Source organism: Streptomyces sp. NPDC017225 (genome assembly GCF_044331465.1).
In the GTDB taxonomy this organism is placed as follows: Bacteria; Actinomycetota; Actinomycetes; order Streptomycetales; family Streptomycetaceae; genus Streptomyces.
The window spans coordinates 161,962-186,279 of sequence record NZ_JBIRNE010000014.1 but is presented as its reverse complement, the minus strand read 5'-3'; the positions used below and the strand labels follow the sequence as shown (position 1 = coordinate 186,279).

Annotated in this window: 22 protein-coding genes; 16 read left to right on the top strand and 6 right to left on the bottom strand. The window is 71.3% G+C overall.

Features of this window, described 5'->3' with window-relative positions:
• The first annotated feature begins 85 nt into the window (after positions 1-85).
• The 8 genes from recG to mutM all read left to right on the top strand — a co-directional run bounded on the left by recG (position 86) and on the right by mutM (position 7,588).
• Positions 86-2,302 (top strand): ATP-dependent DNA helicase RecG, encoded by a 2,217-nt coding sequence (gene recG, locus ACH4NX_RS27680; protein ID WP_398129050.1) that lies wholly within the window; start codon positions 86-88, stop codon positions 2,300-2,302.
• 65 nt (positions 2,303-2,367) lie between these two features.
• A complete protein-coding gene (gene rsmD / locus ACH4NX_RS27675) occupies positions 2,368-2,955 on the top strand; it encodes a 16S rRNA (guanine(966)-N(2))-methyltransferase RsmD (protein WP_351398156.1) in 588 nt (195 codons plus the stop codon).
• Positions 2,956-2,981: 26 nt separating this feature from the next.
• Positions 2,982-3,461 carry a pantetheine-phosphate adenylyltransferase gene (gene coaD, locus ACH4NX_RS27670; RefSeq protein WP_345596079.1) on the top strand — a complete coding sequence of 160 codons (480 nt, stop codon included), beginning with the start codon at positions 2,982-2,984 and terminating at the stop codon, positions 3,459-3,461.
• A 154-nt stretch (positions 3,462-3,615) separates the two neighbouring features.
• The gene (locus tag ACH4NX_RS27665; RefSeq protein ID WP_398129049.1) at positions 3,616-4,764 is read left to right on the top strand and encodes a cell division initiation protein; all 1,149 of its coding nucleotides are present in this window, start codon (positions 3,616-3,618) and stop codon (positions 4,762-4,764) included.
• Positions 4,765-4,908: 144 nt separating this feature from the next.
• On the top strand, positions 4,909-5,553 hold the full coding sequence (locus ACH4NX_RS27660) for a YceD family protein (protein WP_351398160.1): 645 nt from the start codon (positions 4,909-4,911) through the stop codon (positions 5,551-5,553).
• A 2-nt stretch (positions 5,554-5,555) separates the two neighbouring features.
• A complete protein-coding gene (gene rpmF / locus ACH4NX_RS27655; RefSeq protein WP_003951102.1) occupies positions 5,556-5,729 on the top strand; it encodes a 50S ribosomal protein L32 in 174 nt (57 codons plus the stop codon).
• A 7-nt stretch (positions 5,730-5,736) separates the two neighbouring features.
• Positions 5,737-6,597 carry a ribonuclease III gene (rnc, locus tag ACH4NX_RS27650; protein ID WP_398129048.1) on the top strand — a complete coding sequence of 287 codons (861 nt, stop codon included), beginning with the start codon at positions 5,737-5,739 and terminating at the stop codon, positions 6,595-6,597.
• Positions 6,598-6,727: 130 nt separating this feature from the next.
• Positions 6,728-7,588, top strand: coding sequence for a bifunctional DNA-formamidopyrimidine glycosylase/DNA-(apurinic or apyrimidinic site) lyase (gene mutM / locus ACH4NX_RS27645; protein WP_398129047.1), 861 nt, complete (start codon positions 6,728-6,730; stop codon positions 7,586-7,588).
• Here the strand turns inward: mutM and ACH4NX_RS27640 are convergent.
• Positions 7,578-7,982 carry a helix-turn-helix domain-containing protein gene (locus tag ACH4NX_RS27640; RefSeq protein WP_351398166.1) on the bottom strand — a complete coding sequence of 135 codons (405 nt, stop codon included), beginning with the start codon at positions 7,980-7,982 and terminating at the stop codon, positions 7,578-7,580. The two genes, mutM and ACH4NX_RS27640, sit on opposite strands and share 11 nt — an antisense overlap.
• Before the next feature lie 77 nt (positions 7,983-8,059).
• The gene (locus ACH4NX_RS27635) at positions 8,060-9,277 is read right to left on the bottom strand and encodes a CAP domain-containing protein (protein WP_398129065.1); all 1,218 of its coding nucleotides are present in this window, start codon (positions 9,275-9,277) and stop codon (positions 8,060-8,062) included.
• Between the two features lie 184 nt (positions 9,278-9,461).
• Here ACH4NX_RS27635 and ACH4NX_RS27630 point away from each other — a divergent pair, with 184 nt between their 5' ends.
• From ACH4NX_RS27630 to ACH4NX_RS27615, 4 genes are all read left to right on the top strand, one after another.
• Positions 9,462-9,743, top strand: coding sequence for an acylphosphatase (locus ACH4NX_RS27630; protein ID WP_053137648.1), 282 nt, complete (start codon positions 9,462-9,464; stop codon positions 9,741-9,743).
• Between the two features lie 379 nt (positions 9,744-10,122).
• The gene (locus ACH4NX_RS27625) at positions 10,123-10,335 is read left to right on the top strand and encodes a hypothetical protein (RefSeq protein ID WP_003973418.1); all 213 of its coding nucleotides are present in this window, start codon (positions 10,123-10,125) and stop codon (positions 10,333-10,335) included.
• Positions 10,336-10,619: 284 nt separating this feature from the next.
• Complete coding sequence (gene smc, locus ACH4NX_RS27620; RefSeq protein WP_398129046.1) at positions 10,620-14,246, top strand: chromosome segregation protein SMC; 3,627 nt, start codon at positions 10,620-10,622, stop codon at positions 14,244-14,246.
• 203 nt (positions 14,247-14,449) lie between these two features.
• A complete protein-coding gene (locus tag ACH4NX_RS27615) occupies positions 14,450-15,868 on the top strand; it encodes a sugar porter family MFS transporter (RefSeq protein WP_351398171.1) in 1,419 nt (472 codons plus the stop codon).
• 134 nt (positions 15,869-16,002) lie between these two features.
• Here the strand turns inward: ACH4NX_RS27615 and ACH4NX_RS27610 are convergent, their stop codons facing one another.
• From ACH4NX_RS27610 to ACH4NX_RS27600, 3 genes are all read right to left on the bottom strand, one after another.
• Positions 16,003-16,197 (bottom strand): hypothetical protein, encoded by a 195-nt coding sequence (locus tag ACH4NX_RS27610; RefSeq protein ID WP_398129045.1) that lies wholly within the window; start codon positions 16,195-16,197, stop codon positions 16,003-16,005.
• A gap of 54 nt (positions 16,198-16,251) precedes the next feature.
• Positions 16,252-16,374, bottom strand: a complete 123-nt coding sequence (locus ACH4NX_RS27605; RefSeq protein ID WP_351398173.1) for a hypothetical protein — start codon at positions 16,372-16,374, stop codon at positions 16,252-16,254.
• A gap of 160 nt (positions 16,375-16,534) precedes the next feature.
• A complete protein-coding gene (locus ACH4NX_RS27600; RefSeq protein WP_351398175.1) occupies positions 16,535-17,989 on the bottom strand; it encodes a cytosine permease in 1,455 nt (484 codons plus the stop codon).
• Positions 17,990-18,296: 307 nt separating this feature from the next.
• On the opposite strand from ACH4NX_RS27600, the gene ftsY reads away from it, so the two are divergent.
• Complete coding sequence (gene ftsY, locus ACH4NX_RS27595) at positions 18,297-19,511, top strand: signal recognition particle-docking protein FtsY (protein ID WP_351398177.1); 1,215 nt, start codon at positions 18,297-18,299, stop codon at positions 19,509-19,511.
• A 184-nt stretch (positions 19,512-19,695) separates the two neighbouring features.
• Here ftsY and ACH4NX_RS27590 read toward each other — a convergent pair whose 3' ends face one another.
• Entirely contained in the window at positions 19,696-20,367 is a 672-nt protein-coding gene (locus ACH4NX_RS27590) for a bifunctional DNA primase/polymerase (protein ID WP_398129044.1), read from the bottom strand.
• A 444-nt stretch (positions 20,368-20,811) separates the two neighbouring features.
• Here ACH4NX_RS27590 and ACH4NX_RS27585 point away from each other — a divergent pair, with 444 nt between their 5' ends.
• The 3 genes from ACH4NX_RS27585 to ACH4NX_RS27575 all read left to right on the top strand — a co-directional run bounded on the left by ACH4NX_RS27585 (position 20,812) and on the right by ACH4NX_RS27575 (position 24,301).
• Positions 20,812-22,305, top strand: a complete 1,494-nt coding sequence (locus tag ACH4NX_RS27585) for a hypothetical protein (protein WP_398129043.1) — start codon at positions 20,812-20,814, stop codon at positions 22,303-22,305.
• Positions 22,306-22,619: 314 nt separating this feature from the next.
• A complete protein-coding gene (locus ACH4NX_RS27580) occupies positions 22,620-23,966 on the top strand; it encodes an ammonium transporter (protein ID WP_398129042.1) in 1,347 nt (448 codons plus the stop codon).
• On the top strand, positions 23,963-24,301 hold the full coding sequence (locus ACH4NX_RS27575) for a P-II family nitrogen regulator (RefSeq protein ID WP_019328769.1): 339 nt from the start codon (positions 23,963-23,965) through the stop codon (positions 24,299-24,301). The genes ACH4NX_RS27580 and ACH4NX_RS27575 overlap by 4 nt, the downstream gene beginning before the upstream one ends.
• Positions 24,302-24,318: the final 17 nt, after the last annotated feature.

Below are 24,318 nucleotides of genomic sequence, written 5' to 3'. Positions count from 1 at the left end.
GTACCGCCGGTTGCCCGGGAGGTGTGCGGCCGGTACCGCCGGTTTCCGGGGAGGTATGGGGCCATTGTCAGTGGCGTGGTGTGCAATGGATCTCGTGCCCGCACTGCGAGAACCCCTGAAGAAGGTGCTCGGCCCCGCCACCGCGAAGGTGATGGCCGAGCATCTCGGCCTGCACACGGTCGGCGACCTCCTCCACCACTACCCCCGTGGATACGAGGAGCGCGGCCAGCTCACCCACCTCGCCGACCTGCCCATGGACGAGCACGTCACGGTGGTGGCCCAGGTCGCCGACGCCCGCCTGCACACCTTCGCCTCGCCGAAGGCCCCACGCGGCAAGGGCCAGCGGCTCGAAGTGACCATCACGGACGGCAGCGGCCGCCTCCAGCTGGTCTTCTTCGGCCATGGCGTCCACAAGCCCCACAAGGAGCTCCTGCCGGGCACCCGCGCGATGTTCGCGGGCAAGGTCTCCGTCTTCAACCGCCGACTCCAACTGGCCCACCCGGCGTACGAGTTGCTGCGCGGCAGTGATGACGACGACGGGACCGAGAGCGTCGAGTCCTGGGCGGGCGCCCTCATCCCCCTCTACCCGGCCACCGCCAAGCTGGAGTCCTGGAAGATCGGCAAGGCGATCCAGACGGTGCTGCCCAGCGCGCAGGAGGCCGTCGACCCCCTGCCCGGCTCCCTGCGCGAGGGCCGCGGCCTGGTCTCCCTCCCCGAGGCCCTCCTGAAGATCCACCGTCCGCACACCAAGGCGGACATCGAGGACGCCCGCGCCCGCCTGAAGTGGGACGAGGCCTTCGTCCTCCAGGTCGCCCTCGCCCGCCGCCGCCACGCCGAGACCCAACTCCCCGCCGTCCCGAGGAAACCGAGCCCGGACGGCCTGCTCACGGCCTTCGACGACCGTCTCCCCTTCACCCTCACCGAGGGCCAGCAGAAGGTCTCCCGGGAGATCTTCGACGACCTCGCCACCGACCACCCGATGCACCGGCTGCTCCAGGGAGAGGTCGGCAGCGGCAAGACGATGGTGGCCCTGCGCGCCATGCTCGCCGTCGTCGACGCGGGCGGGCAGGCCGTGATGCTGGCGCCCACCGAGGTGCTCGCCCAGCAGCACCACCGGTCGGTCGTCGAGATGATGGGGGAGCTGGCCGAGGGAGGGACGCTGGGCGGCACCGAACACGCCACCAAGGTGGTGCTGCTCACCGGCTCGATGGGCGCCGCCGCCCGCCGCCACGCCCTGCTCGACCTGGCCACCGGCGAGGCCGGCATCGTCATCGGCACGCACGCGCTGATCGAGGACAAGGTGCGGTTCCACGACCTCGGCCTGGTCGTCGTCGACGAACAGCACCGCTTCGGAGTCGAACAGCGCGACGCCCTGCGCGGCAAGGGAAAGCAGCCGCCGCATCTGCTCGTCATGACCGCCACGCCCATCCCGCGCACCGTCGCCATGACCGTCTTCGGCGACCTGGAGACCTCCGTCCTGGACCAGCTCCCGGCCGGCCGGTCCCCGATCGCCAGCCATGTCGTCCCGGTCGCCGACAAACCGCACTTCCTCGCCCGGGCCTGGGAACGGGTCCGCGAGGAGGTGTCCAACGGCCACCAGGCGTACGTCGTCTGCCCGCGCATCGGCGACGAGGACGACGCCCCGAAGAAGGGGTCCCGGAAGCCCCCCGAGGGCGACGCGGAGAAGCGGCCCCCGCTGGCCGTCCTCGACGTCGCCGGGCAACTGGCGAAGGGCCCGCTCCAGGGCCTCAGGGTCGAGGTCCTGCACGGCCGTATGCAGCCCGACGACAAGGACGGCGTCATGCGCCGCTTCACCGCCGGGGAGACCGACGTCCTGGTCGCCACGACCGTCATCGAGGTGGGCGTCAACGTCCCCAACGCCACCGCGATGGTGATCATGGACGCCGACCGCTTCGGCGTCTCCCAGCTCCACCAGCTGCGCGGCCGCGTCGGCCGGGGCTCCGCCCCCGGCCTGTGCCTGCTGGTCTCCGAGATGCCCGAGGCGAGCGCGGCACGGCAGCGGCTCAACTCCGTCGCCGGCACCCTCGACGGCTTCGAGCTCTCCCGCATCGACCTCGAACAGCGCCGCGAGGGCGACGTCCTGGGCCAGGCCCAGTCCGGTGCCCGCACCTCCCTGCGCGTCCTCGCCGTCATCGAGGACGAGGAGATCATCGCCGAGGCACGTCAGGAGGCGGCGGCGGTGGTGGCAGCCGACCCGGAGCTGGCCGGCCTGCCCGGTCTGCGGACGGCCCTGGACGCCCTCCTGGACGAGGAGAGGGAGCAGTACCTGGAGAAGGGCTGAGACACTGGGAACGGACACCGTCCGTCCATCCCGAGCACGCCGAGCACACCGACAAGGACCCCGAGATGACCCGCGTGATCGCCGGCAAGGCCGGCGGACGCCGCCTCACCGTCCCGCCAGGGACCGGCACCCGCCCCACCTCCGACCGCGCGCGCGAGGGCCTGTTCTCCACCTGGCAGTCCCTGCTCGGCGGCCCGCTGAACGGCGAGCGGGTCCTCGACCTGTACGCCGGCTCCGGCGCCGTCGGACTGGAGGCGCTGTCCCGGGGCGCGGGGCACGTCCTGCTCGTCGAGGCCGACGCCCGCGCCGCCCGTACGGTCCGGGAGAACGTCAAGGCCCTCGGCCTGCCCGGCGCCGAGGTCCGGGCGGGCAAAGCGGAACAGATCATCCGTACCCCGGCACCGGCCGAGCCGTACGACATCGTCTTCCTGGACCCGCCGTACGCCGTCACGGACGACGATCTTCGGGAGATCCTGCTCACACTCCGCACGGAGGGGTGGCTCACCGGGGAAGCGCTCGTCACCGTGGAGCGCAGCACCAGGGGCGGCGACTTCCGTTGGCCGCACGGCTTCGACGCGATCCGGTCCCGTCGCTACGGCGAGGGAACGTTTTGGTACGGTCACGCCGCCTCTACGTGCGAAGACGCACGATGACCGGACCGGAGAGCGAGGGAACTCAAGTGCGCCGCGCCGTCTGTCCCGGGTCGTTCGACCCGATCACCAACGGACATCTCGACATCATCGCCCGGGCCTCCAGTCTCTATGACGAGGTCTACGTCGCCGTGATGATCAACCAGGCCAAGAAGGGCCTGTTCGAGATCGAGGAGCGGATCGACCTCATCCGCCAGGTCACCGCCGAGTACGGGAACGTGCGCGTGGAGTCCTTCCACGGCCTCCTCGTCGACTTCTGCAAGCAGCGCGAGATCCCGGCCATCGTCAAGGGCCTGCGCGCGGTGAGCGACTTCGACTACGAGCTGCAGATGGCCCAGATGAACAACGGCCTCTCGGGCGTCGAGACCCTGTTCATCCCGACCAACCCCACCTACAGCTTCCTGTCGTCCTCCCTGGTCAAAGAGGTCGCGACCTGGGGAGGCGACGTCTCCCACCTGGTGCCGCCGCTGGTCCTCGACGTCCTCTCCGAGCGCCTGAAGCAGGACTGAGCCCACCCCGTTCCCACCCCACCGCCGCCCTCGCGCGCACCCCGCGCGGCTCCCGGAGGCTGACAATCCGTCACCCGGTGTCCCCCGGACACCCCAGGGTCGTACAGTCGTCCCGTCCGTCTCCAACACAGCTGTAGAGAGTGGCGAGCACACGGTGGACGTGCAGAAGAAGCTCGACGAGATCACCGCGATGGTCTCCGGCGCCCGCGCCATGCCCATGTCGGCCTCGTGCGTGATCAACCGCGCCGATCTGCTCTCGATGCTGGAAGAGCTGCGTACCGAACTGCCCGGTTCCCTCGCCCAGGCCCAGGAGCTGATCGGCGACCGGGAGCAGATGGTCGCGCAGGCCCGCCAGGAGGCCGACCGGATCATCGAGGGCGCGCACGCCGAGCGCGGTTCCCTGATCGCCGACACCGAGGTCGCCCGCCGCTCCCAGGCCGAGGCCGACCGGATCCTCACCGAGGCCCGCCAGGAGGCCGAGGAGGTCCGCGCCGAGGCCGACGACTACGTCGACTCCAAGCTCGCCAACTTCGAGGTCGTCCTCACCAAGACCCTCGGCTCGGTCGGCCGGGGCCGCGAGAAGCTCCTAGGCACCGGACCCGGCCTCGACGAGAACGGCTACGAGGACGAGGACGCCCCCGAGCGCAGCCACGACCCGGAGACCCTGCGCCGCGACGCCGACACCTACGTCGACTCCAAGCTCGGCGCCTTCGAGGCCGTGCTGGCCAAGACCCTGGACGCGGTCGGCCGGGGCCGCCAGAAGCTGCACGGCCGGATCGCCACCGACGACCTCGGCGCCCTCGCGGACGACCTGAGCACCGTCCAGCACTCCAGCGACGAGGACTACCTCGCGGGCCTCTCCGACGCCCCCGCCGGACAGCCCCGGCAGCGGGAGTACGGCGAGCAGCGGCCGGCGGTGGCACAGGTGCCGGCACAGGCACCGGCGCAGCCACCGGCCCAGGCGGTGCCGGAGATGCCGTCGCAGCAGCCGGCCTACGGCTACGCCCAGCAGCAGCCGGACCCCTACGCCGCCTACCAGCAGGCCTACGGCGGCGGTCAGCAGGAGCCGTACGGCTACCAGCAGCAGACCGCGGACCCGTACGCCTACCAGTACGACCCCCGGCAGCAGGCGTACGACGGCGCCGGGCAGGACTACGCACAGCCCCAGCAGCCCCAGCAGCCCCAGCAGCCGCCACAGCCCCCGCAGGCCCCGCCGCAGGCACTCGACGAGACCAGCCTCTTCGACACCGGCATGATCAGTGCCGAGCAGCTGAGGGCCTACGAACAGGGGCGCGGTCTCTGACCCGCGCACCGCTCCCGGGCCGGATTGGGCCGAGAGCGAATGGTCCAGTATCCTGGCTCTTCGGTCGCGTGTACGTCCGCGATCGCCGCTGCCCGGGAACACCGGAGGGCGGCACCCCCAAGTTACGAAAGACCGAAAGCAGGAATGGTTCTGAACGCGCGCCTCGACCACCGAAACCCCCTCGTGTTCGACACACACGAGCTGGGACGGCGGCCCGGTGCGCTGCAGCGCCTGACCCGCACGGTCGACGCTCCCAAGGACTTCGGTATCCAGGGAGTCATCGGAGTGCCGGAAGGCGCCCCGGTGGAACTCGATCTCCGGCTCGAGTCGGTCATGGAAGGTGTGCTCGTCACAGGCACCGCCCGTGCCAAGGCCAAGGGGGAGTGCGTAAGGTGTCTGGAGCCGCTCGAGCAGCAGCTTGTGGCGGACTTCCAGGAGATGTTCTCGTACCCTGACGCCGACGACCGGGGCCGCCCTGTGGCGGAACCGGGCGACGACGCCGAGGACGACGAGGACAGGCTCTTCGTCGAGGACGGACTGATCGGCCTCGAACCCGTGCTGCGCGACGCGGTGGTGCTCGCACTGCCGATGCAGCCGGTGTGCCAGGAAGACTGCCCGGGTCTGTGCTCCGAGTGCGGAGTACGCCTGGCGGACGACCCGGACCACCACCACGACGCCGTCGACATTCGTTGGGCGGCTTTGCAGGGACTCGCCGGTTCACTCGGAGACGGCGAGAAGGACGAGATGAGCGGCGCCGAACCTGGCGTCGACGAGAAGCAGGAGAAGTAGCCGTGGCTGTTCCGAAGCGGAAGATGTCGCGCAGCAACACGCGCCACCGCCGGTCGCAGTGGAAGGCTGCGGTCCCCACCCTGGTTGCGTGCGAGCGCTGCCACGAGCCCAAGCAGCAGCACATCGCGTGCCCGTCTTGCGGCACTTACAACAAGCGCCAGGTCCTCGAGGTCTGAGCGGCTGGTGAGAGGCACTGTGTCAGTCCCCAAGAAGGCGGAAGTCGCCAAGGCGGACCCACCCGCCAAGAAGAAGGCGGACACCCAGGCCTCGTCCCACACGCTTCTGGAAGGGCGGCTCGGCTATCAGCTCGAGTCCGCCCTTCTGGTGCGCGCACTGACCCACCGTTCCTACGCGTACGAGAACGGCGGTCTGCCGACGAACGAGCGGCTGGAGTTCCTCGGAGACTCCGTCCTCGGCCTCGTCGTCACGGACACGCTGTACCGAACCCACCCCGACCTGCCCGAAGGCCAGCTGGCCAAGTTGCGGGCCGCGGTGGTCAACTCGCGTGCGCTGGCTCAGGTGGGCCGTGGGCTCGACCTCGGCTCCTTCATCCGGCTCGGCCGCGGTGAAGAGGGCACAGGGGGCCGGGACAAGGCGTCCATCCTCGCCGACACCCTTGAAGCGGTGATCGGCGCGGTCTATCTCGACCAGGGCCTCGACGCGGCCTCCGAACTGGTACACCGCCTGTTCGACCCGCTGATCGAGAAGTCCTCGAACCTCGGTGCCGGCCTGGACTGGAAGACCAGTCTCCAGGAACTCACCGCGACCGAAGGGCTCGGTGTCCCCGAGTACCTGGTCACGGAGACCGGCCCGGATCACGAGAAGACCTTCACTGCTGCCGCCCGCGTCGGAGGCGTCTCGTACGGCACCGGCACCGGCCGCAGCAAGAAGGAAGCGGAGCAGCAGGCCGCGGAATCCGCGTGGCGGTCCATCCGGGCCGCGGCGGACGAGCGGGCCAAGGTGCCCGCAGCCGAAGCGACGGCCCAGCCGGCCGCCGAAGCGGCGGTCACGCCGAGCGCCGACGCCCCGTCGGCCTCTGCCTGATCCGTCGATCCGCCGGCTCCGTCGGTCCACCCGACCGTCGGAGCCGTCTGATTCATCGCACGTTCCGAACGCCCGTCCCACTCCCGGGGCGGGCGTTCGGCTCGTCCACCGGCCCACCCGAGGGAATGCCATGCCCGAGTTGCCCGAGGTCGAGGTCGTCCGGCGCGGCCTGGAGCGCTGGGTCGCCCACCGGACCGTCGCCGACGCCGAGGTGCTGCACCCGCGCGCGGTACGCCGGCACCTCGCCGGCCCCGACGACTTCGCCCACCGCCTGAAGGGCCACCGCATCGGCACGCCCAGCCGCCGCGGCAAGTACCTGTGGCTGCCGCTGGAGGACACCGGTCAGGCGATCCTGGCGCACCTCGGCATGAGCGGCCAGCTACTGGTCCAGCCGCACGAGGCACCGGCCGAGAAACACCTGCGTGTGCGCGTCCGCTTCACCGACGACCGGTCCACCGAACTGCGCTTCGTGGACCAGCGCACCTTCGGCGGCCTGTCCCTGCACGACACCACCCCCGACGGACTGCCCGACGTCATCGCGCACATCGCCCGCGACCCCCTCGACCCGCTCTTCGACGACGCGGCGTTCCACCTCGCGCTGCGCCGCAAACGCACCACGGTCAAACGGGCCCTGCTCGACCAGTCACTGATCAGCGGCGTGGGCAACATCTACGCGGACGAGGCCCTGTGGCGCTCCCGCCTGCACTACGAACGCCCCACGGCGACCTTCACCCGCCCCCGCACCGCCGAACTCCTCGGCCACGTCCGCGACGTGATGAACGCGGCCCTCGCCGTGGGCGGCACCAGCTTCGACAGCCTCTACGTCAACGTGAACGGCGAGTCGGGCTACTTCGACCGGTCGCTCGACGCGTACGGCCGGGAAGGTCTGCCCTGCCGCCGCTGTGCCACGCCGATGCGCCGCCGGCCCTGGATGAACCGCTCCAGCTACTTCTGCCCGAAGTGCCAGCGGACGCCGAGGATCACACCGTAGGTGCACGCCGCGCGTCGTACCGCTCGCGCGACGCCAGCACCTCGTCCATCCGCCCCTGGACGCACTGGATGAGGGCGGCCAGCCGCCCGGCCACCTCGCGTCCCAGGGCCGTGAGCTCGTAGTCCACGCGGGGCGGGTTGGTGGGCTGGGCCTCGCGGTGCACCAGGCCGTCGCGCTCCAGCGCGTGCAGCGTCTGGGCCAGCATCTTCTCGCTGACGCCGTCGACGCGCCGCCGCAGCTCGTTGAACCGGAACGAACTCTCGTACAGCGCGCCGAGAGTCAGCGCACCCCAGCGCCCGGTGACGTGCTCCAGGGTGCCGCGCGAGGGGCAGGCCCGGGAGAACACGTCGTACGGGAGGTCCTGCTCCTCCGTGCGCTCCTGCGTGGTCGACATACATCCAGCGTACGTGAGCGCAGCGCCGCGCCGAAGGCAGCGCCGCCCGAGGGCCCGCGCTGCCCGGAGGGGTGTGGCTAGTAGCCGAAATTCTGGGTCCACCAGGGGCCGCCGGAGCCGAAGTGGACGCCGACGCCCAGGGTCTGGAAGTCGCAGTTCAGGATGTTGGCCTTGTGGCCCGGGCTGTCCATCCAGGCGTCCATCACGGCCTGGGCGTCGGCCTGACCGCGGGCTATGTTCTCGCCCCCGAGACCGCTTATGCCGGCCGCCTCGGCCCGGTCCCAGGGCGTCGCGCCGCTGGGGTCGGTGTGGTCGAAGAAGCCCTCGGCGGCCATCGCCTCGCTGAAGTCCTCGGCCAGTTCGCGCAGCGCGCTGTTCGCGGCCAGCGGGCTGCAGCCCACCTTGGCACGCTCGTCGTTGACGAGCTTGAGAACCTGGGCCTGGGCGACGGCCTGCTCCGACGCGGCGGCGGGCGCGCCGGGCCGCTGGGGCTCCTCGGCGGCCGGACGCGACGGCGTGGGCTTCGGCTCGGCGCTCGGAGCCTTCTCGGGCTTCTCCGTCTTCGACGGGGTCTCGGCCTCAGCGGCGGGCTTCGACGCCGATGCCGAGGGGGAGGACGCGGACGGCGAGGGGGAGGAGGAGCCGGACGAGGAGGACTCGGAGGCCCCCGAGCGGTCGGAGGAGCCGGCGGGCGAGGACGACCGGTCGGTGCCGCGGCTCGCGGGGGCCTCGCCGCCGTGACCGGCCTCGGCGCTGCCGGAGGTGCCGCCCTGTTCGGACGGGATGTTCGACGGGGCGTCCTGGGACTGCACTCGGTCACCGCCGCCACCGCCGCCGCCGCCGAGCCGGTAGTTGTCGAGGCCGGGCACCGCTCCGGTGGCCACCGCCACGGTGCCGATGGCGACCGCTGCGGAGACACCGAGCAGACCCGTGCGGACGGGAGTGGCGGCCCTCTTCCTGCGGCGGCGGCGTGTTCCCGAGGGGCTCGCGGGCCGCGGACCGTCGTCGGGGGTGAAGCCGCCACTGGGGAAGGCGACCGTTCGTCCGGCCTGGGGGCGGCCGTCGGCCCCGTCGCCGTCCGGGCCGTCCGGCGCGAACAGGTACGCGTCGCTCTTCGCCCGGACCTCGGCGTACGCCTCGGGGTTCAGATAGGGCGCGATCCCCATCGTGGGTCGGTCACCCGCGTCCGGCGACCGCGGGTCGCGGTCCCGGCCGGTCGCACCGTCCGTCTGATGGCCCCCCGCGGCGCGGCCCGTGGCGGCGCGGCCGGCGGCGGAGCGTCGGTGGCGTCCCATGTTCTGGCCTTCCTCGTCCTCGTCCTCGCGCTGGACGTGTCCTCGCGGTCGATGTGTCCTCAAGATCGACACGGAACTCACACGATGGAGTGAGTTTCAGGTGAGTTTCATTGGGTGGGGACGGTACCGCATGGTGCAAGGGGGTGAAGTGCCCGGCGAGACATTGACTGGTTAGGTTGCAGTCATGAGCGAGGATGTACGGCTGGTCGCGTGGGTGCGCGGACAGGTCCAGGGAGTGGGTTTCCGCTGGTTCACGCGGGCCAGGGCGCTGGAGCTCGGCGGGATGAGTGGTTTTGCTCTCAATCTGGCCGACGGGCGGGTCCAGGTCGTCGCGGAGGGCCCGCGCGAGCGCTGCGAAGGGCTGCTCGACTGGCTGCGCGGTGACGACACGCCCGGACGTGTGGACGGCGTGACCGAGATCTGGGACACACCTCGCGGGGGTTACGAGGGCTTCGCCATCCGCTGACGCCGGGCCGTGCCGAAGGCCCCCGGCGCCCGGTGCGACCGTCTCCGGAAGGGTGTCCGCAGCGGAAACGGGCAGGTGGTTGCCAAGAACGGCCTGTCGTGGCAGGCTCCGCACGCAGGATGATCGCCACGCCCCCAGGGGCCCGCAGGAATCGCCGCGTCGCCGTTCCCAGGCCGCGTGCGCCCGGGTGCCCGCCGATACGGGGCGTGATCGTGTTGACCGTCAAACTTTTTGGTGAGACGCTGAAAGCCCCGCGCACCTTAGCTGTTTGGCATGGTTGAACGGCAGGAAAAACTCCAAAGTGCCAAGCACCGCGGGTGCGATTCCCTCACGACCCACACCGCTTCGGTCGGTCACTCATTGTGGAGGACCATCCATCATGGCAAAGGCGCTTCTCGGTTACGTCGGCGGCTCCGACCCTCGACTCCTCGCCGAGATGCGACGGCTCCAGCAGCGCGTCCAGGACCTGGAATCCGAACTCGGACGAATCCAGGCGGAGAACGACGCGTTGGCGGCTGCCGCTTCTCACGACAGGATCATGGAGAGCATGGAGAGCGTTGACGCACACCAGGCGGAGCCTGCGCTCACCTGATCACTGCTGATCGATCTGATCACTGCATCGCTCCACGACGGCACGGCAGTGGTTGGGCACGCCCGTACAACCGCTCAGGTGTCAGAGTCTGCAAGGGACGCTTCGGCGTCCCTTCTTTCTTGCCCCCGCCTTCGCCCGTGTCCGCCGCCCCGCCCGCCTTTTCCTCCCCCGCGCATCCTTTCACCCTCTTCAACGTCTGATGTGCCCTGCGCGTTCACCGGTGAAACCGCGGCGGTTCACCGGTTCATGGAGTGAGACACCCGTGAAAGGTAGAGTCCGACGGCGTGCACCTGAAGGCCCTGACCCTCCGCGGATTCAAGTCGTTCGCCTCGGCGACCACGCTCCGGTTCGAGCCCGGCATCACCTGCGTCGTCGGCCCGAACGGCTCGGGCAAGTCCAACGTCGTCGACGCGCTCAGCTGGGTCATGGGTGAACAGGGCGCCAAGTCGCTGCGCGGCGGCAAGATGGAGGACGTCATCTTCGCCGGCACCACCGGCCGCCCGCCGCTCGGCCGGGCCGAGGTGTCGCTGACCATCGACAACTCCGACGGGGCGCTGCCCATCGAGTACGCCGAGGTCACCATCACGCGGATCATGTTCCGCAACGGCGGCAGCGAGTACCAGCTCAACGGCGACACCTGCCGCCTCCTCGACATCCAGGAACTGCTCTCCGACTCCGGCATCGGCCGAGAGATGCACGTCATCGTCGGTCAGGGCCAGCTCGACTCCGTCCTGCACGCCGACCCCATGGGGCGCCGCGCCTTCATCGAGGAGGCCGCCGGCGTCCTCAAGCACCGCAAGCGCAAGGAGAAGGCGCTCAGGAAACTGGACGCGATGCAGGCCAACCTCGCGCGCGTGCAGGACCTGACGGACGAACTGCGGCGCCAGCTGAAGCCGCTGGGGCGTCAGGCGGCGGTGGCCAGGCGCGCCGCCGTCATCCAGGCCGACCTGCGGGACGCGCGGCTGAGGCTCCTCGCCGACGACCTCGTACGGCTGCGCGAGGCGCTCCAGGCCGAGATCGCCGACGAGGCCGCGCTCAAGGAACGCAAGGACGCCGCCGAGGCCGAGCTGGGCAGGGCGCTGCGCCGCGAGGCGGACCTGGAGGACGAGGTGCGCCGGCTCACCCCGCGCCTCCAGCGGGCCCAGCAGACCTGGTACGAGCTGTCCCAGCTCGCCGAACGGATGCGCGGCACGATCTCGCTGGCCGACGCGCGCGTGAAGAGCGCCACCTCCGCGCCCCCCGAGGAGCGGCGCGGCCGCGATCCCGAGGACCTGGAGCGCGAGGCCGCCCGCGTCCGCGAACAGGAGGCCGAACTCGAAGCGGCCCTGGAGGCGGCCGAGTACGCCCTGGAGGACACGGTCGCCCACCGCGCCGACCTCGAACGCGAACTGGCTCTGGAGGACCGCCGGCTCAAGGACGTCGCCCGCGCCATCGCCGACCGCCGCGAGGGGCTGGCCCGGCTCAGCGGCCAGGTCGGCACCGCCCGCTCCCGCGCCGCCTCGGCCCAGGCCGAGATCGAGCGGCTGGCCGAGGCGCGGGACGAGTCCCGGGAGCGGGCCGCCGCCGCGCAGGAGGAGTACGAGGTGCTCCAGGCAGAGGTCGACGGCCTCGACGCCGACGACCAGGAACTCGCCGAACGGCACGAGGCCGCCAAGCGCTCACTGGCCGAGGCGGAGGCCGCCCTGAGCGCCGCCCGGGAGGCGGCCACCGCGGCGGAACGCGAGCGCGCGGCGACACACGCCCGCCGCGAGGCCCTCGCGCTCGGACTGCGCCGCAAGGACGGTACCGGCGCCCTGCTCGCCGCGAAGGACCGGCTCGCCGGCCTGCTCGGTCCGGCGGCCGGGCTCCTCACCGTGTCGCCCGGCCACGAGGCCGCCCTGTCCACGGCCTTCGGTGCCGCAGCAGACGCCCTCGCGGTGACCTCCCCGTCGGCGGCCGCCGACGCCATCCGCCTGCTGCGCAAGCAGGACGCCGGCCGCGCCGCCCTGCTGCTCGCCGGTGCCCCCGACGACGTAGGGCCGGGGCCGCGTGGTGACGTGGCGCCGGGGTCGCGTGGCGACGTGACGCGGGAGCCGGGTGGCGAGGTGGCGCGGGAGCCGCGTGGCGCCGGGTCGCCGTACGCCGCCGATCTCGTCCGTGGGCCGGCCGACCTGATGCCCGCCGTACGGCGGCTGCTGCGCGGGATCGTGGTCGTCGCCACCCTGGAGGACGCCGAGGACCTGGTCTACGCCCACCCGGAGCTGACCGCCGTCACCGCCGAGGGCGATCTGCTGGGCGCGCACTTCGCGCGGGGCGGCTCCGCCGGTGCGCCCAGCCTGCTGGAGGTACAGGCGTCCGTGGACCAGGCCGCCGCCGAGCTGGAGGAGCTGGGCGCGCGGTGCGAGGAACTCGCGAAGGCGCAGGAGGTGGCCGTCGGGCGGCGCCGGGAGGGCGCGGCACTCGTCGAGGAGCTGGGGGAGCGGCGCCGGTCCGCCGACCGCGAGAAGTCGGCCGTGGCCCAGCAGCTGGGCCGGCTCGCGGGACAGGCGCGGGGCGCGGCGGGGGAGGCCGAGCGGTCGGCCGCCGCGGCGGCCCGGGCGCAGGAGGCGCTGGACAAGGCGCTGACGGACGTCGAGGAACTGGCGGAGCGGCTCGCCGTCGCCGAGGAGATGCCCGTCGAGGAAGAGCCCGACACCTCCGCCCGCGACCGGCTCGCCGCCGACGGCGCCAACGCCCGGCAGACCGAGATGGAGGCCCGCCTCCAGGTCCGTACCCACGAGGAGCGGGTCAAGGGGATGGCCGGGCGGGCCGACTCCCTGGACCGGGCGGCCCGCGCGGAGCGCGAGGCACGCGCGCGTGCGGAACAGCGGCGGGCCAGGATGCGGCACGAGGCGGCAGTGGCCGAGGCGGTCGCCGCCGGCGCCCGGCAGCTGCTCGCGCACGTGGAGGTCTCCCTGACCCGCGCCGACCAGGAGCGCACCGCCGCAGAGGCCGCCAAAGCCCGGCGCGAACAGGAGCTGGCCGCCGCGCGCACCGCCGGGCGCGACCTCAAGGCCGAGCTCGACAAGTTGACGGATTCAGTCCACCGGGGCGAGGTACTCGGCGCCGAGAAGCGGCTGCGCATCGAGCAGCTGGAGACCAAGGCGCTGGAGGAACTCGGTGTGGAACCGGCGGGGCTCGCGGCCGAGTACGGCCCCCATCAAGAGGTGCCGCCCTCGCCCCCCGCCGAGGGCGAGGAGCTCCCGGCGGACCCGGAGCACCCGCGCAACCGCCCCCGGCCCTTCGTACGCTCCGAGCAGGAGAAGCGGCTGAAGGCCGCCGAACGCGCCTACCAGCAGCTCGGCAAGGTCAACCCGCTGGCCCTGGAGGAGTTCGCGGCGCTGGAGGAACGGCACCAGTTCCTCAGCGAGCAGCTCGAGGACCTGAAGAAGACCCGCGCCGACCTGCTCCAGGTCGTCAAGGAGGTCGACGAGCGCGTCGAGCAGGTCTTCACCGAGGCCTTCCGGGACACCGCAAGGGAGTTCGAAGGCGTCTTCGGCAGGCTGTTCCCGGGCGGTGAGGGGCGGCTCGTGCTGACCGAGCCCGACAACATGCTCACCACGGGCGTGGACGTCGAGGCCCGGCCGCCGGGCAAGAAGGTCAAGCGGCTCTCGCTGCTGTCGGGCGGGGAGCGCTCGCTGACCGCCGTGGCGATGCTGGTGTCGATCTTCAAGGCGCGGCCCAGCCCGTTCTACGTCATGGACGAGGTCGAGGCGGCGCTCGACGACACCAACCTGCAGCGGCTGATCCGGATCATGCAGGAGCTGCAGGAGGCCTCGCAGCTGATCGTCATCACGCACCAGAAGCGGACGATGGAGGTCGCCGACGCACTGTACGGCGTGTCCATGCAGGGTGACGGCGTGTCGAAGGTCATCAGTCAGCGGCTGCGTTAGTTGAGAGCACGCTAGCTTCAACTCTTGAACACATAAGCCTCCACATCGCCGTCACGCATCTCCAAACTCACATCTCTCGACCTATTGACTTCGACACTTGAAGGCATAGTCTCTGCAACGTTGCTTTTACCTTCAGGTCCCTTTCAGTGGTATCTCGAAGGCGAACCACCCCGGCAGCGTTGCCGGTAGCCCGAGGAGTACACGTGGCCAGCACATCGCAGGCGCCCAATTCAGGAGCCAGGACGGCTCATCCCGATCATCTCGGGCACGTCATCTTCATCGCGGCGGCGGCCGCGATGGGCGGTTTCCTGTTCGGCTACGACAGTTCCGTGATCAACGGTGCCGTCGAGGCCATCCGGGACCGTTACGACGTCGGCTCCGCGGTACTGGCCCAGGTCATCGCCATCGCGCTGATCGGCTGCGCCATCGGCGCCGCGACCGCCGGCCGCATCGCCGACCGCATCGGCCGCATCCGCTGCATGCAGATCGCGGCGGTCCTCTTCACCGTCAGCGCCATCGGCTCCGCACTGCCCTTCGCGCTGTGGGACCTCGCCATGTGGCGCGTCGTCGGCGGCTTCGCCATCGGCATGGCCTCGGTGATCGGCCCCGCCTACATCGCCGAGGTCTCCCCGCCCGCCTACCGCGGCCGGCTCGGCTCCTTCCAGCAGGCCGCGATCGTCGTCGGCATCGCGGTCTCGCAGCTGGTCAACTGGGGTCTGCTGAACGCCGCCGGCGGTGACCAGCGCGGTGAGCTGATGGGCCTGGAGGCCTGGCAGGTCATGCTCGGCGTCATGGTCATCCCGGCCGTCCTCTACGGCCTGCTGTCCTTCGCCATCCCGGAGTCCCCGCGCTTCCTGGTCTCCGTCGGCAAGCACGAGCGCGCCAAGCAGATCCTCCAGGAGGTCGAGGGCAAGGACGTCGACTTCGACGCCCGCGTCGCCGAGATCGAGCACGCCATGCACCGTGAGGAGAAGTCCTCCTTCAAGGACCTGCTCGGCGGCAGCTTCTTCTTCAAGCCGATCGTCTGGATCGGTATCGGCCTCTCGGTCTTCCAGCAGTTCGTCGGCATCAACGTCGCGTTCTACTACTCCTCGACGCTGTGGCAGTCGGTCGGCGTCGACCCGACCCAGTCGTTCTTCTACTCGTTCACGACGTCGATCATCAACATCGTCGGCACCGTGATCGCGATGATCTTCGTGGACCGGGTCGGCCGCAAGCCGCTCGCCCTCATCGGCTCGGTCGGCATGGTGATCGGCCTGGCGCTGGAGGCCTGGGCGTTCTCCTTCGACCTGGTCGACGGCAAGCTCCCGGCCACGCAGGGCTGGGTCGCCCTGATCGCCGCCCACCTGTTCGTCCTCTTCTTCGCCCTGTCCTGGGGTGTGGTCGTCTGGGTCTTCCTCGGCGAGATGTTCCCGAACCGGCTCCGCGCCGCGGCCCTGGGTGTGGCCGCCGCCGCGCAGTGGATCGCCAACTGGGCCATCACCGCGAGCTTCCCGTCGCTGGCCGAGTGGAACCTCTCCGGTACCTACGTGATCTACACGATCTTCGCCGCGCTCTCCATCCCCTTCGTCCTGAAGTTCGTGAAGGAGACGAAGGGCAAGGCCCTGGAGGAGATGGGCTGACCGCCCCACCCCCGAATCCGGGGAGAAGGGCCAAGTCCCCGCCGCCCCTCTCCCCGTACCGTCCGCCGCCCCCGTCCCGGCCAACCGCCCGGGCCGGGGGCGGCGGTGTCGTACGTCCGGACCCGGCGGCCGGCTCACCAGATGACGACTCCGCCGCCGATCTTAAGGGCCTGCCGGGCGGACTCGTCGATGATGCGCAGACGGTCCTCGATCCGACCCCGGTGTTCCCGCACCGGCCGAGGATGGCCGGTGCCGGTCGCTATCCGGTCGAGTTGGGACCGCGACAGGGCGACCTCGCGCAACAGGTCCGGCACCTGCTCGTGCTCCACCTCCAGATCCCGTTCGGCCGGGACCTGGCAGGAGACGGGCGCCCAGCGAACGAATCAGGTCCGACCCCGCACCGTGGCGCGCCAGGACTCGAAACCGCCGGAGTCGTAGGCGTCCTCGTCCGGGAAACGCCTGGAACCGTCCGGTTCCCGGACGAAGACATCCACCAGCAGACTCATGGACGCGGGCAACCACCCCGGGACGGGACGGGCAACGGGTTGTCACCGTTGGGACGGGGTGTACGGGCAAGCGGGACGCACGACGCCCCCCGCCCCACCCCGCGCCGCTCGAGAAGCAGTCCTCGGTGCCGGATGGAGAAGGGGGCGTCGGCCGCGTACGTCAGACGGTCGCCGCCTCGTGCCGCCCGGCCCCGTCCGAGGCCGCCGACGCGGGAACGACCACGGCGGGCTTCGGCAGCACCGCGTACAGCAGACCGGAGATCACGACCGTGGCCACCCAGCCGAGGCCGTACTCGCCGATGACGTTGTTCGCGGCGAGGGGGCCGGTGAACCAGTCGGACGTCGTGAACATCAGGCCCGCGGCCAGCCCCACCGCCCACGCGGCGACGGCGGCGGGGGAGAAGCCTCCGCGGTACCAGTAGGCGCTGGTGCGGCCGGTGTCGGCGAGGGCCTCGCCGTCGTACTCCTTGCGGCGCAGCATGTCCGCGCCGAAGACGCCGACCCAGGCGGAGAAGGCGACCGCGAGCAGCGAAAGGAAGGCGATGAAGGAGCCCATGAAGCTGGTCGCCACCAGCATCAGCACCCCGCCGAAGACCAGCGAGATCACGGCGTTGACCGAGACCGCCCAGTGCCGCGGGACCTTGATGCCCAGGGTCTGCGCGGTGAAGCCGGCCGAGTACATCGACATCGAGTTGATCAGCAGCATGCCGATCAGCGCGATCAGCAGGTACGGCACCGCGATCCAGGTCGGCAGGATCTCGCCGAGGAAGGAGACCGGGTCCGCGGCCGAGGCCAGGTCCGGCGTGGAGACGGCCATGACCATACCCATCAGCACCATGGGCAGTACGACGATGCCGGCGCCGCCGATGGTCACGCCCACGATGCCCTTCGAGGATGCCGTGCGCGGCAGGTACCGGGTGAAGTCCGGGGCGGACGGGATCCAGCTGACACCACCGGCCGCGATCAGACCGACACCGGTGATCATCGCCGCCACCGAACCGGCGGACCGGTCGAAGACCGCCGACCAGTCGGTGTCGACGACCAGGTAGCCGAGGACCAGCACCGAGAAGGCGCCGAAGAGGTACGCCGCGTACTTGTTGCACTTCTGCACGGCGTTGATCCCCAGCCCGGAGATCGCGAACGTCGCCACGACGAAGGCGAGCAGCGTGACCATGTCCAGCACGCTGTTGGCCCGGATGCCGAACACGATGTCCAGCACGGTGAGCAGGGCGTAGGCGCCGGTCACCGCGTTGATCGTCTCCCAGCCCCAGCGGGCGACCCAGATCAGCGAACCCGGCAGCAGATTGCCCCGCTGGCCGAAGACCGCCCGGGACAGCGCCATCCCGGGCGCACCCCCGCGCTTGCCCGCGATACCGATCAGCCCGACCAGGCCGTACGACACCACCGGCGCGGCGGCCGCGACGACGAGCGCCTGCCAGAAGTTGAGCCGGTACGCCACGACGAGGCTCGCGCCCATCGTGAGCAGCAGCACGCTGATGTTGGCACCGACCCAGGTCGGGAAAAGCTCGCGGGTCCGGGCGGTGCGCTCCTGGTCGGGCACCTGCTCGATGCCGCGGGTTTCCAGGGCGCCTTCGGTCTCGGAGGTCTTGCTCATGTGGGGGGTCCGTGCCTCGATCGTGGGAGAAGAGGGGGCGGTCGGGACTCTACGCGCGTTGACGTGGCCTCTTCCATCGTACTTTGATCCGACTCCTTCCCTCCAGGGGCCTTTGTCCTTTGGAGGAAGCCACAGTGATGAGAACGGCGCGGCACGGTTCCCCGCATGAGCCACGCAAGCCGTGACTCCGCCCGAACGGGCTTCCTGCCGGCCATGAGCCAGGCGGACGCCCGGCCCGGCCCGGGGGCACGCCCGCCCCGCTGACCAATGAAGGGCCGGGGCAGGGGTCACGCATACTGGAGCCGTTATGGAAATCGTCATCCTTGCTGTAGTCATCGCCGTGGTCGTGATCGGCGCGCTCGGCGGGCTGATCGTAGGCAGTCGCCGCAAGAAGCAGCTGCCTCCGCCGCCTCCCGCCACGCCCGACATCACCGCCCCTCCGGCCGAGCCGCACGTCGGCGAAGAGGCCGAGACACCGCGCGACGAACCGCGCCGGACGATAGAGGAGGTCGACCTTCCGGACGGCGGCACCGCTCCCGCCACCGTCGAGGAGCCGCCCGTCGTCGAAGAGCTCGAGATCCCGCGGATCGAGGTTCCCGAGCCCACCGCCGGCCGTCTGGTCCGGCTCCGTGCCCGTCTCTCCCGCTCGCAGAACGCCCTCGGCAAGGGCCTGCTCACCCTGCTCTCCCGGGAGCACCTCGACGAGGACACCTGGGAGGAGATCGAGGACACGCTGCTCACCGCCGACGTCGGCGTGCAGCCCACCCAGGAACTGGTCGACCGGCTCCGCGAGCGGGTGAAGGTGCTCGGCACCCGCACGCCCGACGAACTGCGGACGCTGCTGCGCGAGGAGCTGATCACCCTCCTCGGCCCCGACATGGACCGCGAGGTCAAGACCGAGCCGGCGAACACCAAGCCCGGCATCGTGATGGTCGTCGGCGTCAACGGCACCGGCAAGACCACCACCACCGGCAAGCTCGCCCGTGTCCTGGTCGCCGACGGCCGCAGCGTCGTCCTCGGCGCCGCCGACACCTTCCGTGCCGCCGCCGCCGACCAGCTCCAGACCTGGGGCGATCGGGTCGGCGCCCACACCGTGCGCGGCCCGGAGGGCGGCGACCCGGCCTCCGTGGCCTTCGACGCGGTCAAGGAGGGCAAGGAGATGGGCTCGGACGTCGTGCTCATCGACACCGCCGGCCGCCTGCACACCAAGACCGGCCTCATGGACGAGCTCGGCAAGGTCAAGCGCGTCGTGGAGAAGCACGCGCCGCTGGACGAGGTGCTGCTCGTCCTCGACGCCACCACCGGTCAGAACGGCCTGATCCAGGCCCGGGTCTTCGCCGAGGTCGTCGACATCAGCGGCATCGTGCTCACCAAGCTGGACGGTACGGCCAAGGGCGGCATCGTGGTCGCCGTGCAGCGCGAGCTGGGCGTGCCGGTCAAGCTGATCGGACTCGGCGAGGGCGCGGACGACCTGGCGCCGTTCGAGCCCGCGGCGTTCGTGGACGCCCTCATCGGCGAGTGACGCCGGCGCGCGTGCCCCCGGGGCACGCGTCCCCGTACGAAGAAGCGCCCGCCTCCCGTGACCGGGGGACGGGCGCTTCGCCGTGCCCGGCCGGGCGGGTGGGCGCCGGGCCCGGTGCCCGTGCGAGGGGAGGGCACTTCGCTGTGACCGCAACCCGGGTGGGTGGGCGTCGGTCCGGTCGGCCCTACGCCCGCGACCGGTGGGCCACGTACGCCAGTGTCCCCAGCAGCAGCCGGGCCGTCGGCGGCCTGGTCGCGGAGTCGAGGGCCGGCGGCCGCAGCCAGCGCACCGGGCCCAGGCCGCCGCGGTCACAGGGCGGGGCCGTGATGTACGTACCCGGGCCGAGGCCGCGCAGGTCCAGGGCGGACGGGTCGTCCCAGCCCAGGCGGTAGAGCAGCCGGGGCAGCTCGGCGGCGGCGCCCGGGGCGACGAAGAAGTGGGCGCGGCCCTGCGGCGTCGCCGTGACCGGGCCGAGCGGGAGGCCCATGCGCTCCAGCCGGGCCAGTGCCCGCAGTCCGGCGGGCTCGGCCACCTCGATGACGTCGAAGGACCGCCCGACCGGCAGCATCGCGGCGGCGCCCGGCACCTGGGCCCAGGCCTCGCCGGCCTCGTCCAGCGTCGCGCCCGCGGGCACCTCGGGCGCGAGGTCCAGCGGATGCGCGCCCGGCGCCGGGCAGTCGCGCCGGCCGCAGGAGCAGACGCCCGCGGCGGCCCGGGCCCCCGGCACCACGGCCCAGCCCCACAGCCCGGTGAACTCGGCCACGACGGTGCACGCCGACGCGCGGCCCCGGCGACGTGTGCCGGACCGGGTGACGCGCGCGCCCCGACTGCTGCCGATGCCGATCGTGAAGCCCATGCCCCCTCCAACGGGTCCGACGCAGCGGCGGTTACGCAGCGGACGTGCGACGTGACTCTCTGCTTGCAACTCCCCAGTCCGGCGCGGTTCACGCGGCGCCCGGAAGCAGTTCGGGTGGTGCGCCAGACCGCGCACGCCCCGGTGTGCACCGTTGCGCCGACTCGCGGTTGGCCTATGTCAAGTGAATCGTGTGCGGGCCACTGGGAGTTCACCCGAAGGGGTGGCGAATGGTGGCGATTCCGCAATCGCCATGGCTGGACCGTGATCACGGGATTACTTTGTGTGCATGGAGCCTTGGGGCACATGCACTTGTGGGTATGCCGGAGGCAACTCGGCTTCCCGTTCGAAGGGTGGCATCCGCCGGACGGACGACCGTGAACACCGGCATTCTGATAGGGCTTGGCGCACTCGGCGACAGGTGGTCTCAGGGATGGGGGCGTTCCAGTGAGTGGCAACGGCGGAAGCGGTACGGGCGCGGGAAGCGCGTCGCCCGCTGAAAAGCGCCCCAACGAGCTGCTCACCTCCTGGTTCGCCCGCAGCGGCTGGTCCAAGGGCGAGCTGGCCCGCCAGGTCAACCGCCGGGCACGCCAGCTGGGCGCCAACCACATCTCCACGGACACCTCACGCGTGCGCCGCTGGCTCGACGGCGAGAACCCGCGCGAGCCGATCCCGCGGATCCTGTCCGAGCTGTTCTCCGAGCGCTTCGGCGTCGTCGTCTCCGTCGAGGACCTGGGCCTGCGCTCCACCCGCCCGACGCCCTCCGCGACCGGCGTCGACCTGCCCTGGACGGGCCCGCAGACCGTGGCCCTGCTCAGCGAGTTCTCGCGCAGCGACCTGATGCTCGCCCGGCGCGGCTTCCTCGGTAGCTCGCTGGCCCTCTCCGCGGGCCCGTCCCTCATCGAGCCCATGCAGCGCTGGCTCGTCCCCGCGCCCCCGGCCACCGCGTCCGGACGCGAGCCCGCGCCCACCACGCGCGCGCGTGGCCGCCTGTCCGGGCCGGAGCTGGACCTGCTGGAGTCCACCGCCGTGATGTTCCGCCGCTGGGACGCCCAGTGCGGCGGCGGCCTGCGCCGCAAGGCGGTGGTCGGCCAGCTGCACGAGGTGACCGACCTGCTTCAGGAGCCCCAGACGGACGCCACCCGGTCCATGCTGTTCAAGGTCGCCGCCGAACTCGCCGAGCTGGCCGGCTGGATGTCGTACGACGTGGGACTACAGCCCACCGCGCAGAAGTACTTCGTCCTCGCCCTGCACGCCGCCAAGGAAGCCGGCGACCGGCCGCTCGGCTCGTACGTCCTCTCCAGCATGAGCCGCCAGATGATCCACCTCGGCCGGCCCGACGACGCCCTGGAGCTGATCCACCTCGCGCAGTACGGCAGCCGGGACTGCGCGAGCCCCCGCACCCAGTCGATGCTGTACGCGATGGAGGCCCGCGCCTACGCCAACATGGGCCAGCCCGGCCGCTGCAAGCGGGCGGTGCGCATGGCCGAGGACACCTTCGCCGAAGCCGACGAGTGGGACGAGCCGGACCCCGACTGGATCCGTTTCTTCTCCGAGGCCGAGCTGCACGGGGAGAACAGCCACTCCTTCCGCGACCTCGCCTACGTCGCCGGCCGCAGCCCCGCCTACGCCTCGCTGGCCGAGCCGCTGATGCGCCGCGCGGTCGAGCTGTTCGCCAAGGACGACGAGCACCAGCGCTCCTACGCGCTGAACCTGATCGGCATGGCCACCGTGCACCTGCTGCGCCGCGAGCCCGAGGAGAGCACCGGCCTGGCCGTCGAGGCCATGAGAATCGCCAAGAAGGTCCGCTCCGAACGAGTCAACACCCGCATCCGCAAGACCGTCGACACGGCCGTACGCGATTTCGGCGACCTCGGCGAGGTCGTCGACCTCACCGAACGGCTCGCCGTCGAGCTCCCGGAGACCGCCGAAGCGGTCTGACCCCACCAGCCCCGGCCGCGGCCGGCCCTCCCGAACTGCCCGACTCGGCTCCCCCATGCCAGGTCACTCGGAGGCCGCCGCGGCCGGCTCGTGTCCCCGGCCGGGACGCCGCGTCACGACGGCGATCGCGCGGCCCCGCATCCGGCAGTTCACCGACGCGTAACACGCACGGCGCCTTCGTCACGGCGGCGAAACAACGAGGGGCGTCCACCGAAACCGCGCTGCGCCAATCTCATGGCGCATAACCGGCCCACCCCTCACAGCCCGCTCAGGCTTCGCCCGCACGGGGCCGTACCAACGACGAGGAGACGCCGATGGCTCCAGCCATCACGCTCGCCGCAGAGACGGAGCTCTCTGCCGCCAACACGGGCTTCATGCTCATCTGCTCCGCCCTGGTGATGCTCATGACCCCGGCCCTGGCCTTCTTCTACGGAGGCATGGTCCGCGTCAAGAGCACCCTGAACATGCTGATGATGAGCTTCATCAGCCTCGGCATCGTCACCGTCCTGTGGGTGCTGTACGGCTTCTCCATGGCGTTCGGCACCGACACCGGCAGCGTCATCGGCTGGAACTCCGACTGGGTCGGGCTCAGCGACATCGGCCTGACCGAGCTGTGGGACGGCTACACCATCCCCGTCTTCGTCTTCCTGGTCTTCCAGCTGATGTTCGCCGTCCTCACGCCCGCCCTGATCAGCGGCGCCCTCGCGGACCGGGTGAAGTTCACGGCCTGGGCGCTGTTCATCACCCTGTGGGCCACGATCGTCTACTTCCCGGTCGCCCACTGGGTGTGGGGCGCGGGCGGCTGGGCCTTCGAACTCGGCGTCATCGACTTCGCCGGCGGTACGGCCGTGCACATCAACGCCGGTGCCGCCGCGCTCGGCGTGATCCTGGTCATCGGCAAGCGGGTCGGCTTCAAGAAGGACCCGATGCGCCCGCACAGCCTGCCGCTGGTCATGCTCGGCGCCGGCCTGCTGTGGTTCGGCTGGTTCGGCTTCAACGCCGGCTCCTGGCTCGGCAACGACGACGGCGTGGGCGCGCTGATGTTCGTCAACACCCAGGTCGCCACCGGCGCGGCCGTCCTCGGCTGGCTCGCCTACGAGAAGATCCGCCACGGCGCCTTCACCACCCTGGGCGCCGCCTCCGGTGCCGTCTCCGGCCTGGTCGCCATCACCCCGGCCGGCGGCGCGGTCTCCCCGCTCGGCGCCATCGCCGTCGGTGTCGTCGCCGGTGTGCTCTGCGCCATGGCGGTCGGCCTGAAGTACCGGTTCGGCTACGACGACTCCCTCGACGTCGTCGGCGTCCACCTCGTCGGCGGCATCCTCGGCTCCCTGCTCGTCGGCTTCCTCGCCACCGGCAAGGGCCAGTCCGACGTCGAGGGCCTCTTCTACGGCGGCGGCCTGGACCAGTTCTGGAAGCAGTGCGCCGGTGTCTTCGGCGTCCTCGCCTACTCCCTGGTCGTCTCCGCGATCCTCGCCTTCATCCTGCACAGGACGATCGGCATGCGGGTGCCGGAGGACGACGAGGTGGCCGGCATCGACCAGGCCGAGCACGCCGAGACCGCGTACGACTTCAGCGGCGCCGGCGGCGGCGCCGCCCGGACGACCGCCACGCCGGCCGCCTCCACGGCCGCGACGGCCCAGAGCAAGAAGGTGGACGCATGAAACTCATCACCGCCGTCGTCAAGCCGCACCGGCTCGACGAGATCAAGGAGGCCCTCCAGGCCTTCGGGGTCCACGGCCTGACCGTCACCGAGGCCAGCGGCTACGGCCGCCAGCGCGGCCACACCGAGGTCTACCGGGGCGCCGAGTACACCGTCGACCTGGTGCCCAAGATCCGAATCGAGGTGCTGGTCGAGGACGACGACGCCGAGCAGCTGATCGAGGTCGTGGTCAAGGCGGCCCGCACCGGCAAGATCGGCGACGGCAAGGTCTGGTCGGTCCCGGTCGACACGGCCGTACGGGTCCGGACCGGCGAACGCGGCCCCGACGCCCTCTGACACGACGGACGAACAGG

Bases quoted from the DNA above. Each gene is read 5' to 3' on its own strand.
- ACH4NX_RS27600 (WP_351398175.1), bottom strand. From the start codon at position 17,989: ATGAGCAAGACCTCCGAGACCGAAGGCGCCCTGGAAACCCGCGGCATC.
- ACH4NX_RS27575 (WP_019328769.1), top strand. From the start codon at position 23,963: ATGAAACTCATCACCGCCGTCGTCAAGCCGCACCGGCTCGACGAGATC.
- ACH4NX_RS27580 (WP_398129042.1), top strand. From the start codon at position 22,620: ATGGCTCCAGCCATCACGCTCGCCGCAGAGACGGAGCTCTCTGCCGCC.
- ACH4NX_RS27590 (WP_398129044.1), bottom strand. From the start codon at position 20,367: ATGGGCTTCACGATCGGCATCGGCAGCAGTCGGGGCGCGCGCGTCACC.
- ACH4NX_RS27625 (WP_003973418.1), top strand. From the start codon at position 10,123: ATGGCAAAGGCGCTTCTCGGTTACGTCGGCGGCTCCGACCCTCGACTC.
- ACH4NX_RS27640 (WP_351398166.1), bottom strand. From the start codon at position 7,982: ATGTCGACCACGCAGGAGCGCACGGAGGAGCAGGACCTCCCGTACGAC.
- ftsY (WP_351398177.1), top strand. From the start codon at position 18,297: ATGGAAATCGTCATCCTTGCTGTAGTCATCGCCGTGGTCGTGATCGGC.
- ACH4NX_RS27605 (WP_351398173.1), bottom strand. From the start codon at position 16,374: ATGAGTCTGCTGGTGGATGTCTTCGTCCGGGAACCGGACGGTTCCAGG.
- ACH4NX_RS27660 (WP_351398160.1), top strand. From the start codon at position 4,909: ATGGTTCTGAACGCGCGCCTCGACCACCGAAACCCCCTCGTGTTCGAC.
- mutM (WP_398129047.1), top strand. From the start codon at position 6,728: ATGCCCGAGTTGCCCGAGGTCGAGGTCGTCCGGCGCGGCCTGGAGCGC.
- ACH4NX_RS27635 (WP_398129065.1), bottom strand. From the start codon at position 9,277: ATGGGACGCCACCGACGCTCCGCCGCCGGCCGCGCCGCCACGGGCCGC.
- recG (WP_398129050.1), top strand. From the start codon at position 86: ATGGATCTCGTGCCCGCACTGCGAGAACCCCTGAAGAAGGTGCTCGGC.
- rsmD (WP_351398156.1), top strand. From the start codon at position 2,368: ATGACCCGCGTGATCGCCGGCAAGGCCGGCGGACGCCGCCTCACCGTC.
- ACH4NX_RS27630 (WP_053137648.1), top strand. From the start codon at position 9,462: ATGAGCGAGGATGTACGGCTGGTCGCGTGGGTGCGCGGACAGGTCCAG.